Raw genomic sequence first — 13,848 nt, 5'->3', positions numbered from 1 at the left:
CCGTTCCCGTCCAGTCTGCGGGCTGTTCTTTCCAAAACCAGGAGACGGGCCATGCGGTTCAATCCGGCGCTCGCAGCGCTAACTCTCGGGTCTTTTGCCATCGGGCTGACCGAATTCTCGCCGATGGGGCTCCTCCCCACCATCGCCGATGATCTGAATGTCGACATTCCCTCCGCCGGCCTCATTGTGACGGCTTATGCGTTCGGCGTTATGGTCTTTGCCCCCGCAGTCACATTGGCGGCGGCGGGCATGGCGCGGAACCGGCTGCTGATCCTGCTGGCGCTAGTGTTGGCGGTCGGAAACCTTCTGGCCGCCGCAGCCCCGGATTACGGCATCATTCTCGGCGCGAGGGTGATCACCGCCATATGTCAGGGCACGTTCTTCGGCGTCGGTTCGCTGGTTGCGGCAAGCCTCGTGGCTCCCGACCGTCAGGCGGGTGCGGTCGCGGCGGTCTTTATGGGGCTGACAGTCGCCAATGTGGCAGGTGTGCCCGCGATGACGTGGCTGGGCGAGGCTACCAGTTGGCGCCTGCCGTTCGTGTTGATTTCCGGCCTTGGCGTGCTAACAGCGCTGGCGCTCCTGAAGGCGCTCCCGCATCTGCCCGCTCCGAGAGGCGGTAGCCCCAAAGCGGAGCTGGCCGTCATGATGCGCCGCCCCGTTCTGGCCGCCCTCGGGCTTACGGTGCTGACCTCCACCGGACAGTTCACTGTCTTCACCTATGTCGCCCCCATGCTGCAGAATACGCTGGGAGCGTCGGCAGGCCTGATCACGCTGGCGCTTGTCATCGTGGGGCTCGGCATGACGGTCGGCAACCATCTTGGCGGCATCGCGGCCGATCGCTCGCTCAGGGTCACGCTGATCTCGGTACTGGTCGCCCTGATCGTCCTTCTGGCAGCGCTGAGCCTGCTGAGCCAACATCTGATTACCGTGCTTGTCCTTCTCTTCATCTGGGGCGGCCTGTGTTTCGCGCTGGTGCCCACAATGCAGATGCGCGTGATGACGGCCGCCGCGGATGCTCCCAGCCTTGCCTCATCGGTTAATATCGGCGCGTTCAACCTCGGCAACGGGCTTGGTGCTCTGGTAGGGGGGGCTGTGCTGCGGATGGGCTTCGACTATCCGGTCATTCCGGTGGCAAGCGCCATCGTCTTTGCCCTTCCCCTCGTGCTTGTCCTGACAAAACGCCAACCGAGCGGTGCGCCCGCCTCCGCCTGAACAGAGCCATCCCTCCCAGAGGGGCGGTCATACATGCGGGACCATCAGCCTTGCGGGCCGCCCCTCAGCCGCGCGCATCGGAGGGTTTTTCAGCGCCCGACGCCCGCGCGAACGCGACCTTAGCAACGGGTGAGCAACTGGCTGGGCGTAATATTGAATTCCTTCTTGAAGGCGCGCGCGAAATGCGAACTGTCCTTGAAGCCGAAGCGGAAGGCCGCTTCGGTGACCTGCCGGACCGACCCGTCCGACATCGCACGGTAGCTCGCCGCAAGGCGCTGCGACCAGACCCAGCGCATGACCGTTGTGCCCTCGGATGCAAAAAGCCGGTTCAGAGTGCGCGGCGAGATGCCATTGGCCATGGCAATACCGACAACCGATAGATCGCTGTCGTCCAGCTGGCCCATCAGCTCGCGCTTGATCCGGCTCAGCATCGCGGCCTGCCCCGCACTCGGGCGGCTCTGGTCCTCGTGCAGATCCCTCACCGCAAGCGAGAGAATATCCAGGATCGGCCCCTCCGCCTCGCGGCATTTCTGCGCATCCGGTAGATCCGTCAGGTCGTTGACATTCAGCATCAGCCCCGCCGCCAGCCGCGCAAGGGGGTTCTGCCCGTCCAGATGGATGGCGAATTGCCGGTCCGCATCCTTGATCCTGCTGGTCATCAGCGGGCGCGGAATGCGCAAGGTGATCGTCCGCGCATCTTTCGGAAAGCGGATCGAATAGATCTGGTCGGTGTCATAGACCACGATATCGTTGGCCTTGAATTCGAAAGCGCTGGTGTTGTTGACAAAAGATCCACCGCTATCCAGAGCCAGCACGCAGAAGAAATCATCATGTGCGGAATGGCGCATCTCGTTGACGCCGTGGCTATAGGCGATCGGCGAGAATTTCGTATCCGAAAATTGCAGCCCGCCCCAATCGTTGATCTTCATCCAGCCACGGAACCCATCCGCGCCCTCGAAAGGTGAAACGACCGCCACATGATGCTGGCTGATCATGTTCTGCCAGTAGTCGAACTTGTCGCCGGTCAAGCAATCATCGGTCTGGAAAATAAAGCTCATATCCACCTTTCCTGTGAAGCGCGGCCCGCGGTCGGAAAACCGCTCGAAGAGCCTCGAACATGCGGCCTTCCCATCCGCATCGTGCCAAAGAAACGGGCGCTTGAGAGGATGTCTTTATGTAAATCCGGCCCTCCAAGGGGCCGGAAACAGGGCGAGCGCCGAAGAAATAGCAGTTACTGGGATTGTGCCCGAAAATAAGGCACCCTTTGAACAATCAGCGGCACCGCAATGGCCACGGATTCGCGAAACAGACCCTAGACAGGGCAAGTCTCGCGCAGCCAAAGTTCAATCTTTTGAACCATCTGGCCGTAGAATAGCCGGTAGGTATCTTCGGTCACAAAACCGATATGCGGGGTCGCAACCACATTCGGCAGGGTCCGGAACGGATGATCGATCGCAAGCGGCTCATGATCGAACGTATCGAGCCCCGCCCCACCGATCCGCTCCGCCTTCAAGGCCGCGATCAGGGCTGCCTCATCCACCAGAGGACCGCGCGAGGCGTTGATCAGCCATGCCGTCTCCTTCATCAGCGCAAGCTCGCCCGCCCCGATCATGTGATGGCTCCGCGCGCTAAGCTTCATATGGACGGAGATGATATCCGACGTGGCAAAAAGGGTTTCCTTGTCAACGGCCTGAACCCCGAATTCCGCAGCATGGGCCGGATCGAGGTTCTGGCTCCACGCGATGACCTCCATCCCGAAGGCCTGCCCGACCTTGGCCACCGCCTTGCCGAAATTCCCCAGACCCACGATGCCCAACCGGCGGCCATGGATATCCTGCCCGATATGTCCCTGCCAGCGGCCTGCACGCAGGTTGTTGATTTCCTGCGGCAGACGACGTGTGGCGGCAAGGATCAGGCCCCAGGTCAGCTCGGTCGTGCCATATAGCAGATAGTCGGTATGGGTCAGGGTAATGCCGCGCGCTGCAGCCGCCTCCGCATCGATGGCGGCATTGGCCGCCGAATTCGATGCGATGAACCGCAGCTTCGGTAGTGCTGCCAGAAGTTCCGCATCAAACACCGTGCGCTCGCGCATCACACAGATGATATCGAAGGGCCGGAGCCGTTCGATGAGGGCCGCGCGATCCTCCAGATGATCGGTGAATACAGTGATTTCGGCCTGGGCGCGGATGGTGGACCAATCGGCCATCGTCAAAGCAACCGACTGGTAATCATCAAGAATGGCCAGCTTCATCATTTGTCCTTCCATAAAGAAGGGGCGGCCTGCGCCGCCCCTGTTGGGTCAGGCCGCGCGCAGCTTTGCGGTGGCCTCGGTGTCGATACCCGTGGCGAAGCCCTCGGCATCCACCAGCACGGCCACACGATACACATCACGCGCACGCTCCACCGTCTCGTAGCCCTCGGCCACATCGGCCAGCACAAGCGCCGGATCGCGGGTTTCGGGCGCACCGTAACCGCCGCCACCGCTGTCGAGGCCGACGATCGTCTCGCCCGGTTTCAACACGGTGTGCAGATAGCCCGGAAGGACTTCCTCGCGCCCATCGGCATGGATCTTGATATTGGCACCCGGATAGGCGTCATGCCCACCCTGCACTCCGCGCGGACCGGTGGCCACACCATTGGTCACCTGCATCACGACCATCTCGTTACCGCGCGGACCGAACTCGGTGCGGGTGGCAACGCCCCCGCGCTGGCGCCCTGCCCCTGCCGTGCCCGGCAAGAGCTTCATCGACTTCACGATCAATGGCAGGCGCTGTTCCGAAATCTCGATACTGTCGCGATAGCACAGCCCCGCGCCCGCGATCACCGTGAAGGTGTCGAGCCCGTCGGCCGAGCTGGAGGCCGGACCACCGCCGCCCATCAGGAACAGCTGGTTGACGTAATCGGCATTGCCGTCGCGCTCGTCCTTGCCCGAGATTACCCCCGTCGAGACGCCGAGGAACATATTGCTCTCCGATAGACCGAACCCGTCGCCCAGCTCGGCAATCGAGCTTTGCGCCGTGTTACAGATCACGTCGGCAAGAAGCGTTGTGGCCGTCGAGGCCGAATGCGGGAATTTCGGGATGCCCACCACGCAATTCTCGCGCAACAGAACCTCGATCCGTCGGAACGTGCCGGAATTGAGCGGCAGGTCATGCTCGAGACAATTGACGATGCCCGTGATCGCCATGCCCGTGGCGGTCGCCTGACACAGGTTCACCCCCGCATCGACGCAATCGATATTGTCGCGCAGATCGACAATGGCCTTCTGCGCCTCGGGGTCGATGGTGATCTTGACGAAAACCTCCACCCCATCGGGCAGGAAGCCCCCCAGCGCATCCAGTCGCCCGCGCCGCTCCAGCGTCGCTTTCGGCAGGTTGGCAATTGCCGCAGCCGCCCGACGCTCGGAATAGTCGAGCCATGCCTTCACGAAGGCCTTCACGCGGTCCTTGCCGAATTTCTCGGCGAATTTATGCAGCGATTTCTCACCGGTGCGGGCGGCCGCAATGGCGGATTTCAGATCGCCATACCATTGGTCCGGCACGCGGATCCGCGCTTTACACATGCGCACAATATCGGCGTTATCCTCGTAATCGCGCTGCAGCTGCACCATCGGGAAGACCAGCGCGCCCTCGTTATAGACATCGGTCGCCGCCGCGAAATAGGTGGTGGGCACCGAGTTGCCGCAATCGGCCTGATGGCACTTCACCACCGTGGTGAAAAGATGCTCGCCCTCCCAGAAGACCGGCACGAGGATCGTGTGGTCGGCGGCATGGGTATTGCCGTTATAGGGGTCGTTATTGAGGAAGGCGTCGCCCTCCCTGAAGCCGGGATGGTAATCGGCCATCGCCTGACCCTGCAGGTTCGAGCCGAACGCATGGACCGGCAGCGCCTCGGCCACCCCGATGATGTCGTGATCCGCCGACAGGATAGAACAGGAGAAATCCCGTGCCATCCCGATCACCGAGGAATTCGCGGTGAGGATCACCGTCGAGGTCATCTCCCGCACGATCGCATCGAGGCGGTTGCCCATGATCGCCAGATCTACCGGATCGAAATCCTGTTCGACAAAGTCCTTAGCCATGGGAACCTCCGAATTCGAATACATAATTGCCTTGGGCCGAAAGGTGACCGGTCATGCCCGGCTCGACCACGATGGTGGTGGTGGGCTCTTCGATGATCATCGGACCCGCGATCTTGTAGCCCAGCGGGATGGTCGTGCCATTGATCACCGGTGTTTTGGTATGGCCGCCCTCGCGGAAGAAGGCCTCGTTCTCGCGGCTGTCCAGAACCTGCCCTTCGGGGGCGGGCCATGTGACCTGCGGCGATGGCAGCACCGCTGCCACACGCAAACGCCAGTTGATGGCCTCCATCACGGTGCCCTTGCGGTTCACATGGTAAAGGCGTTCGTATTGCTCGGCGAATTTGGTCTCGAGCAGATCGATATCGTCACAGCCCTGCGCCCAATCCACAGGCAGCTCCACCTCCAGCTCCCATTGCTGGCGGGCATAGCGCGCCTCGACAAACAGCTGGTGACGGAAGGTATCCACACCTTTGGCCCGTAGCGCGGTCTCGAATTCGCTGCTTTTAGCCAGCAGATCGTTCAGCGCCTCCTTGACGCCTGCACTATCGAACGCGTTCGAGGCGGCATAGCAGGAGGTCGAGAAATCGGTCGCGATATCCGAGAACTGCCCGCCCGCTGCCGAAATCGCACCGGCAGTTTTCGGGATGATGACGTTTTTCACCTTCATCGAACGCGCGATGGACAGAAGGTTCAGCCCCGCAGCCCCGCCACCAGCCACGATCGTGCTGTCACCGGGGCTCACGCCATCATTGGTGGTGATATCCTCGATAGCCTTGATCATGATCTCCGACGAGATCTGTAAAATGGCCGCAGCCGTATCCCAGATCGACTTGCCAAGCTGGGTTGCGACCTTCTGCATCGCGGCCTCGGCGGCAGGTTTGTCGAGCTTCATGCGCCCGCCAAGGAAGCGGTGGGGGTCGATATAGCCGAGCACAACGGCCGCATCGGTCACGGTAGGCAATGTGCCGCCCTTGCCATAGCAGGCAGGCCCCGGAACCGAGCCCGCCGATTGCGGCCCCACCCGCAGCATGCCGCCTGCATCGACCCAGGCGATCGAGCCGCCGCCCGCACCGACCGAGCGGATATCCACGGTCGCCATCCCGAGCATGGTCGAGGCCATCGGCGTGCCGAGCCACGTCTCGCGCGAGTATTTGATCGCGCCATCACGGATCAGCGACACGTCAAAAGTGGTGCCTCCGGTATCGACGATGATCACATCATCATCCATCGCCTCGGATTTGGTATAGGCAATGCCCGCCAGCGGCGCCATCGCGGGGCCGGATTTGGCCATATAGATCGGTTTCTGCACCACATCATCGATATGCAGCACGCCGCCGGAGGAGGCCGAGATCAGCAGCTCGCCGCCAAAGCCCGCCTCGGCCAGATCGGCCTTGAGGTCACGCAGGTGGCGCTGCATCAGCGGTTTGAGCGAGGCATCAATCGCCGTGGCCGAGCTGCGCGGATACTCGCGGATCGTCGGGTTCAGCGCGGAAGACAGCGTATAGGGCACACCGGGCAGGATCTCTTCGATCAGCTCGCCCAGACGCTGCTCATGCGCGGGGTTCGAGATCGACCACAGGAAGGCCACGGCCACCGCCTCGATCCCGATCCGGCCCAGTTTCTCCAGCGTGGCGCGGGCCGCAGCCTCGTCGAGCGCCGTCTCGACACCGCCTTCGGCATTCATCCGCTCGGGGATCTCGAAGGTCAGCGCGCGCGGGATATAGGGCGGCTCGACCTTGGCATTGATCTCGAGCGCATTCAGTTTGCCGCCCTTGCGGAAGACCAGCACATCGGGGAAGCCTTCGGTGACCAAAAGCGCCGTTTTGGCGGTCTTGCGCTCGACAATCGCATTGGTGGCGCGGGTGGTCCCGTAGACCAGCACTCGGGTCTGGGCCAAGAGATCGCTCAGCGTAATGCCCAGTTGATCGGCGGCGTTAGTGATCGAGTTCGACAGGCCGGTGAAGCTTCGCTCGGGGGTCGTCAGCGATTTGCCGACCGTCAGGCGGCCCTGCTCGTCGGTAACCACGACATCGGTAAACGTGCCTCCGGTGTCGACTGAAATTCTATACATAGTGCCTCCAGGTCATGGCCATCGCGCTTGGGCGCGGGCCCCGTAAGTGGTTGGTATAAGATGATCCTAAGGACCGCCGAGGCCCTGCGCGCGACTGGGCGCGACAGAGAAACCGACTGCGACGGTCAGGCGGAAGTGCGAGCCAGATCGGCCATCATGGTAATATTGATCCGGCGCCCCTCATGGGTGTCGGCAAAGCGGGCCGCATTGGTCTGATGGAGATATTTCGACGGGAAAAGCACCGCACGATTTCCGCGATAGGGCACGGGATGGGCTTGCGCGCCCGCCTGCGCGATGCGCTGGCGGTTCAGCTCGGGACGGGCGTTATACTCGGCAAAGGGAATATCGGCCCCGATCTTGAGATCATAAAGCGACATCCCGCCCGCCCCCTCCTCGGCCTGCAAATGGGCATGGTCCACCGGCCAGATATTGAGGTTCCAATCCCCCTGATCGGCATGGATATCAATACCTTGCGACTTGCGCAGATAGCGGAAGGCCCAAAGCTGCGCGACGCTCACAGGGGCCGCCAGCCGCGTAATGGTCGCCTGCATCTCGCGCGCCAGCCGCAGCACCAACGCATTGGCAAAACCGTCATGCAGATGCGCGCCCAGATAGCCACGGCTTTCGCGGGCATCGAACCAGATGGTGGCCTGCAGCAAATATTCCAGAACGGCCTGACGCCCCGCATCCGAGAGCACATCATCAAGGATATAGAAGCAATCGCCCGCCCCGCCGGAAAGGGCGACCCGCCGGATCCGGGGCGCGGGGTTCAACACCTCTTCCGGCAAGGTCACGGGCGGCAGATAGCTTGCCCCAGCCATCAGTTTCGCGGTCTGGGCTGTCAGGCGACAACCGCGCAGGTCCTCAGCAATTCCGGAAGTAAACCAGTCAATCCGGCCAAGGTCCGAGAGGTATTCAAGCTGCCCGGCCAGCGCCGCACCGGCAACGGGGCCGAAGCCCTCTTGTGTCATCGGGGCGGTTTCGGGGACGCCACCCGCCCAGAGATCGGGGCGACGACGGATACGGAACCCGCGGTCGAAATGCTGGAAGGCCAGATCCAGATCGCCCATCCGCTTGAGGCATTGTGCGGCATTCACATGGATCGGATAGGATTCGAACCCCAACCCGAAAACCTGCCGGTAAAGCCCAAGCGCCTGCGCATAGGCCTGCCGCCCCAAAGCATCATCCGCCGCGGCCAGCAGGCTCTGCGCCTGACGCTGCCTGTCCTTTACATCCATCACCGACATCGCTCTGCCCTCCGTTTGGTTCTGCCCCAGACTAGGGGGCAGTGACAGCACTGCCGCGACCGGTTGCGCCAGATCCACCGGCTGCATGCGCCACGCGCGCAGCATAAAGCCCCCGATACATCCGCATCGGGGGCTTTACGGTAAGTCACTACCTCAGGACGGCTGTTCGGTCCGCTCGAGCGCGGCCGCGCCCGATTTGCGCGCCCGCCCCGGCCATTTCAGCTCGCGCCCACCGGTCAGACCATCGGCGCGGTTGATCAGCACGAAGATCATGAAGATCCCCAACACGATCTGCTGCATCCCGAGCGGCAGCGCGATCTGGTGACCGCCCAGGGCGACCCCCTCTTCCGCCATGCGCAAAACTTCGGAGACGCAGGAGACCAGAACCACCCCGACGACCACACCGGTCAGGCTGCCCGCGCCGCCGACCACCAGCATGACCAGCAGCAGGAAAGTCAGGCTCATATAGAATACATCCACCGTCAGGATGCCGAGGAAGAAGCTGTAGATCGCCCCGCCACACCCCATCACCGCCCCCGAGATCGCGAAGGCGGTCAGACGCATACGGTAGACCGAGATGCCCGAGGCCAGCGCCGCCACCTCGTCATCGCGCGAGGCGCGCAGCATCAGCCCGATGCGCGAGTTCTGGAACACCCAAGCGATCAGCAGGGCCCCCGCCATGAAGAGGAAATTCATCCAGATGCCGCCCAGTTGCGGAATATTGGTCAGCGGTGCCACGCCGCCCGTTACACTATCCCAGTTGGAAAAGATCCGGTTGACGACCAGCAGGAAGGCGAAGGTGGCGATGGACGCCGCGATATCCGAGAGCCGCACGATCACCGCGCCGATGATGCCCGCGATCACTCCCGAGACCACAAAGCCTGCCAGCGCCGCGATCCAGGGCATCAGCTGGGTGTTCTGGACCCAGACCGGCAGGCCTGACAGCATGATCTGCTTGAACATCATATCCATTGACAGCCACGCCGCCACATAGCCCCCGATACAGGCGAAGGCCGCATGGCCGAAGGCGAAGATGCCGGAATTGCCGATGAAGATATAGAACCCCGTGACAAGGATGATGCGGATCAGGATCTCGGTCCAGAAGGTCTGCACCGCCAGCCCCGCCACCAGCGAGACGATGGCTGTGACAATCGCCAGAGCACCGATCAACACGATGGGGGTCCACTGGCTGCGCAGGAAGGATTTCATATCGGTTTGCGCCATGGATCAGACCCTTTTATGCACGTTTTTATTGGGGAAGAGGCCGTTGGGCCGCACGACCAGCGTCAGGATAACAAAGCCGAAGGCGAAGGCGTCACGGAAGGGCTTGAGATCGGAGGGCAGGTAGACCTGCAACAACGTGGTGGCGATGCCCAGAAGGAAGCCGCCCACGACCGCGCCCACAAGCGAGCCCATGCCGCCCACGACCACCGCAACAAAGGCGTAAAGTGCAAGAGGCGAGCCCCATGCGTAATTCACCGTGCCCGATTGCGGCAGATAGAGCAGCGCGACCGTGGCGGCCAGCATGCCGCTGATGGCGAAGGCCCCGCCGATGACGCGGTTGGCTTTGAAACCCAGATATTGCGCCATGCGGAAATCCTCTGCCGCCGCCCGCACCTGAATACCGAAGCGCGAATATTTCAGGAAAAGGCTCAGCGAGATCATCAGCAAAGCCGTTACCCCGATGGTGATCAGCTGGATCACCGGCACCCGCAGCGCTCCCAGATAGATGGGTTGGGTCAGACCATACCACAGATCAACCCCGCGCGCCTGGCTACCATAGGCCAGCATCATCGCATTCTGCAGCACATAGCTGACAGTGAAAGAGGCCATCATCAGAGTGGGCGCCGAGGCATTGCGCAGGGGGCGGAAGACGAACCGCTCGGTCACCAGTGCCACCAGCACTACAATCGCACCCACCGTCGGGATCACGAAAAACCACGGCCAGGCGCCGATGAACAACTGGGCCGAGGCCGCGACCGAGGTGAAGGGCACGATCAGCGAATAGGCCCCCAACGTGATGAAATCGCCATGCGCGATATTGGCCAGCCGCAGGATGCCGAATAACAGCCCGACCCCGAGCGCCGCCAGCGCGAAGATCGAGCCGAGGCTCAGCGCATCCAGCGCGGTTTGCAAGACCTGTACCATGTCAGACCCCTTCCCTGTCAAAGCCGAAATAGGCCTGTTTGATGGCAACGCCGTCCTGCAGATTGGCGGCATCATCACAAAGCTGCACCTGCCCGCCGCGCAGCACATAGATGCGGTCGGCATGTTTGAGCACGCGGGCCGAGCTCTGTTCGTTGATCAGAAGCGTCACGCCGCGCCGCGCCTTGATCTCGGCGAGGATCTCGTAGACCTGATCCACGATCTTGGGCGCAAGCCCAAGCGATGGCTCGTCGATCATGATGATCTCGGGATTGGTCATGATGGCGCGGGCAATGGCCAGCATCTGCTGCTCGCCGCCCGACAACCGCCCTGCCGGATAACTGGCACGCTCACGCAGGATCGGGAACAGATCCATCATCTCGCCCATCATCCAACGCGCCTTGGAAGCATCGCCCTGCAGCATCCCGCCCAGCTTGAGGTTCTCGGCGACGGTCAGCGAGGAAAAGATCTGCCGCCCCTCGGGCACCAGCGACATCCCCCGCCCCGCGATCTCCTCGGGCTTATTGCCAAGGATCGGCTGGCCCGCCAGCGTCACGGCGCCGCGCTTGGCCTTCACGCCGCCCGCGATCGCCGCCATCAGGGTGGATTTTCCCGCGCCATTAGGGCCCACCACACAGACCGTCTCGCCGGTCATCACCTTCAAAGACACCCCGCGCAAAGCCGCGATCTGGCCGTAACTCACATGGAGGTCGCTGACCTCCAGAAACACCGTCCGCTCGATCATGCCGCGATCTCCTCGCCAAGATAGGCTTTCAGGAAGGCCTCATGGCGGCTGACCTCTTCGGGCAGGCCGGTGATGATCGTGCGCCCGCCATCCAGCACATGCAGCCGGTCGCTGAGCGACATCACCACATGCATGTTGTGTTCGATGAGCAGCACCCCGCAACCATAGCGTTCGGGCAGGGACCGGATGATGGCCATCAGATCCTCGCATTCGCTATCGGACATACCCGCCGCAGGTTCGTCGAGCAGCATGAATTTGGGCTGCGAGCACAGGGCGCGGGCGATATCGAGGCGGCGCTGGTCGGTATAGGGAAGACTTGCCGCCTGCTGGTCATGGGCCTGCGAGAGCCCGACCTCCTCGAGGATCGCTTCGGCACGCACACGCGCGGCGCGTTTGCCGAGGCCCGAGGCAATCGCCGAGACCTGCGCATTTTCCAGCACGCTCAGGTTCCCGAAAAGCCGCCCCGCCTGGAAGGTCCGCGCAACCCCTGCCCCGCGCACCTTCGCGGGCGACCAGCCAAGCGCGTCGCGGCCCTCGATATGCAGGCTGCCTTCGGTAGGTTTCTGGAAGCCCGTCAGCACGTTCACAAGCGTGGTCTTGCCCGCGCCATTGGGGCCGACCAGCCCCACGATCTCGCGCGGGGCAAGCGACAATGTGCAATCACTGATCGCAGCAAGCCCCTGAAAGCGCACAGTCACGGACGAGATCGACAGCGCATCGGCTGCGGGTGGATGGGGTGATGCGTTCAAGAGACCGCTCCTTGCAGAGTAACATTGGCACCGGCCCCAGACGGACCGATGCCGTGGCAGGGTGGATCAGCCACCGACGCGATAGAGTACCGAATTCGGGATCGCGTCCTCGATCTTCCATTCCTCGACGAATTTCTGACGCCCGTCGGTGAATTCGGTGATCTGCATCGGCTCGGAGGTCTGGATATGCAGTTGCGGCGTGAAGGTGCGCGGACCAAGCGCCGTCGGCTCGTCCTTGAAGCTGTTCATCACATCGACCACCTTCTGCGGATCAGTTGTGCCAGCGGTCTCTACGGCTTTCGCCCAAAGCTGTAGCCACGCATAGATCGGATAGGACCACATGGAGGCGGGCTTTTCGCCGTATTCAGCCACGAACGCATCCGTCATCGCCTGCGCCTCGGGGCGCGGATCGCCTTCGATAACCACCTGCGTCGGAATGAAGAAGTTCGTCAAACCGGGCACAGCGGATGTCCATGCGACACCGTCGAACAGTGCCGGCCCCAGAAGCGGAAGATCGATCCCTGCCGAGCGGATCTGGCGCACCGCGCCGCCTGCGCCCAGATGCGAGCAAAGCATCACCGTCTGTACCCCGTCGGAGGCGATCTTCTTGCTGATTTCCGAGACCTGCGCCGAAATCGAGGCATCGTCGAAGCGGAACTGCTCGGAGCCTACAATCTTGCCACCATCCTTCTCATACATCCATTTGAAGCCCGCGCAGGCAGACTTTTGTGCTTCGCCAGCCACGTCTTCCAGAACGAAGGCCGTTTTCAGCCCCTTTTCCTTGATCGCCCAATCCGCAATCACCGCGCCTCCCAGCTGGGCCGCCGTGCCGCCGGTGAAGGACAAGGGCCCGACCCCCAGCACGCCCGCCTTGGGATCTGCCGCGCACATGAAGGCCGAGATCTTGCCTGCCTTCTGCACCTGGACCGCCGAGGGCGCGCCGAAATCGTAATCACAGCTGACCAGCACAAGATCCGGGTCGGAGGCCAGAACCTTCTGGCCCGCCTTCACGGCCTCGCCCAGATCGGTCTTGTTGTCAGCAGTCTCGTAAACAATCTGGCGGCCCAGAAGCCCGCCCTTCTCGTTTTGCTGTTTGATCCACATCTGCGCAAAGCGATAGGCATCGGCATCGGTCACCGCCATCCGGCCCGATTGCGCGATGGCGAACCCGATATTGATCGGCGGCTCTTCGGCATGGGCGCTGCCAAACAGCCCTGCGCCAAGAAGGCCTGTCGTCAACAGACCCAACACGCGTTGTTTCATCATCACCATCTCCTGTCAGAAATATCTTATTTTTGTTTGGGCGGCAGGGAGCGGCGCATGAGAGCCGGTCTTGTCACCAAACCGCAGATCAAGCTTAGCCAGCGCCGCTCCGAGTGACCTGTCCGCAGGCGTCAATTCGTATGACCCAGAAAGACAGCCCTGCCTCCTGGCGCTTAGGCGTGGGCGGGGTTTCCATGTTTAACAAATGCACAAGAACCTGCCCCCTGCAGGCAAAGCTGCCCCAAATGCAGGCATCTTTGGTGTTTTGCCCTCTGCCAACCACGCAAACAGGTGCTGTTTTGGACGAATCCGGTCAGTTTCGCCCAGATTAAAGG

At 62.2% G+C, this 13,848-nt stretch carries 11 protein-coding genes; 1 reads left to right on the top strand and 10 read right to left on the bottom strand.

The annotated features are described in order from the left end of the window. Positions 1–51 precede the first annotated feature (51 nt). Positions 52–1,212: an MFS transporter gene (locus tag VSX56_RS05165; protein ID WP_350935346.1), complete on the top strand. Its 1,161-nt coding sequence runs from the start codon at positions 52–54 to the stop codon at positions 1,210–1,212. A gap of 119 nt (positions 1,213–1,331) precedes the next feature. Here VSX56_RS05165 and VSX56_RS05160 read toward each other — a convergent pair whose 3' ends face one another. The 10 genes from VSX56_RS05160 to VSX56_RS05115 all read right to left on the bottom strand — a co-directional run bounded on the left by VSX56_RS05160 (position 1,332) and on the right by VSX56_RS05115 (position 13,516). After that, complete coding sequence (locus VSX56_RS05160) at positions 1,332–2,270, bottom strand: helix-turn-helix domain-containing protein (RefSeq protein ID WP_350935344.1); 939 nt, start codon at positions 2,268–2,270, stop codon at positions 1,332–1,334. Between the two features lie 254 nt (positions 2,271–2,524). Next, positions 2,525–3,466 carry a D-2-hydroxyacid dehydrogenase family protein gene (locus VSX56_RS05155; RefSeq protein WP_350935342.1) on the bottom strand — a complete coding sequence of 314 codons (942 nt, stop codon included), beginning with the start codon at positions 3,464–3,466 and terminating at the stop codon, positions 2,525–2,527. Positions 3,467–3,511: 45 nt separating this feature from the next. After that, entirely contained in the window at positions 3,512–5,293 is a 1,782-nt protein-coding gene (locus tag VSX56_RS05150; protein ID WP_350935340.1) for a hydantoinase B/oxoprolinase family protein, read from the bottom strand. Beyond that, on the bottom strand, positions 5,286–7,364 hold the full coding sequence (locus tag VSX56_RS05145; RefSeq protein ID WP_350935338.1) for a hydantoinase/oxoprolinase family protein: 2,079 nt from the start codon (positions 7,362–7,364) through the stop codon (positions 5,286–5,288). Before VSX56_RS05145 ends, VSX56_RS05150 begins: the two co-directional genes overlap by 8 nt. A gap of 125 nt (positions 7,365–7,489) precedes the next feature. Next, positions 7,490–8,716, bottom strand: coding sequence for a hypothetical protein (locus VSX56_RS05140; RefSeq protein ID WP_350935336.1), 1,227 nt, complete (start codon positions 8,714–8,716; stop codon positions 7,490–7,492). A 48-nt stretch (positions 8,717–8,764) separates the two neighbouring features. Continuing rightward, positions 8,765–9,835: a branched-chain amino acid ABC transporter permease gene (locus VSX56_RS05135; protein WP_339114589.1), complete on the bottom strand. Its 1,071-nt coding sequence runs from the start codon at positions 9,833–9,835 to the stop codon at positions 8,765–8,767. Positions 9,836–9,838: 3 nt separating this feature from the next. Next, on the bottom strand, positions 9,839–10,759 hold the full coding sequence (locus tag VSX56_RS05130) for a branched-chain amino acid ABC transporter permease (protein ID WP_350935333.1): 921 nt from the start codon (positions 10,757–10,759) through the stop codon (positions 9,839–9,841). A 1-nt stretch (position 10,760) separates the two neighbouring features. Then, positions 10,761–11,501 (bottom strand): ABC transporter ATP-binding protein, encoded by a 741-nt coding sequence (locus tag VSX56_RS05125; RefSeq protein WP_350935330.1) that lies wholly within the window; start codon positions 11,499–11,501, stop codon positions 10,761–10,763. Further along, complete coding sequence (locus VSX56_RS05120; protein WP_339114592.1) at positions 11,498–12,250, bottom strand: ABC transporter ATP-binding protein; 753 nt, start codon at positions 12,248–12,250, stop codon at positions 11,498–11,500. The genes VSX56_RS05125 and VSX56_RS05120 overlap by 4 nt, the downstream gene beginning before the upstream one ends. Positions 12,251–12,316: 66 nt before the next feature. Continuing rightward, on the bottom strand, positions 12,317–13,516 hold the full coding sequence (locus VSX56_RS05115) for an ABC transporter substrate-binding protein (RefSeq protein WP_349295364.1): 1,200 nt from the start codon (positions 13,514–13,516) through the stop codon (positions 12,317–12,319). Positions 13,517–13,848: the final 332 nt, after the last annotated feature.

The sequence above is a fragment of the Thioclava kandeliae genome (assembly GCF_040297545.1).
Classification (GTDB): domain Bacteria; phylum Pseudomonadota; class Alphaproteobacteria; order Rhodobacterales; family Rhodobacteraceae; genus Thioclava; species Thioclava kandeliae.
This window is presented reverse-complemented; position numbering and strand designations above follow the sequence as displayed.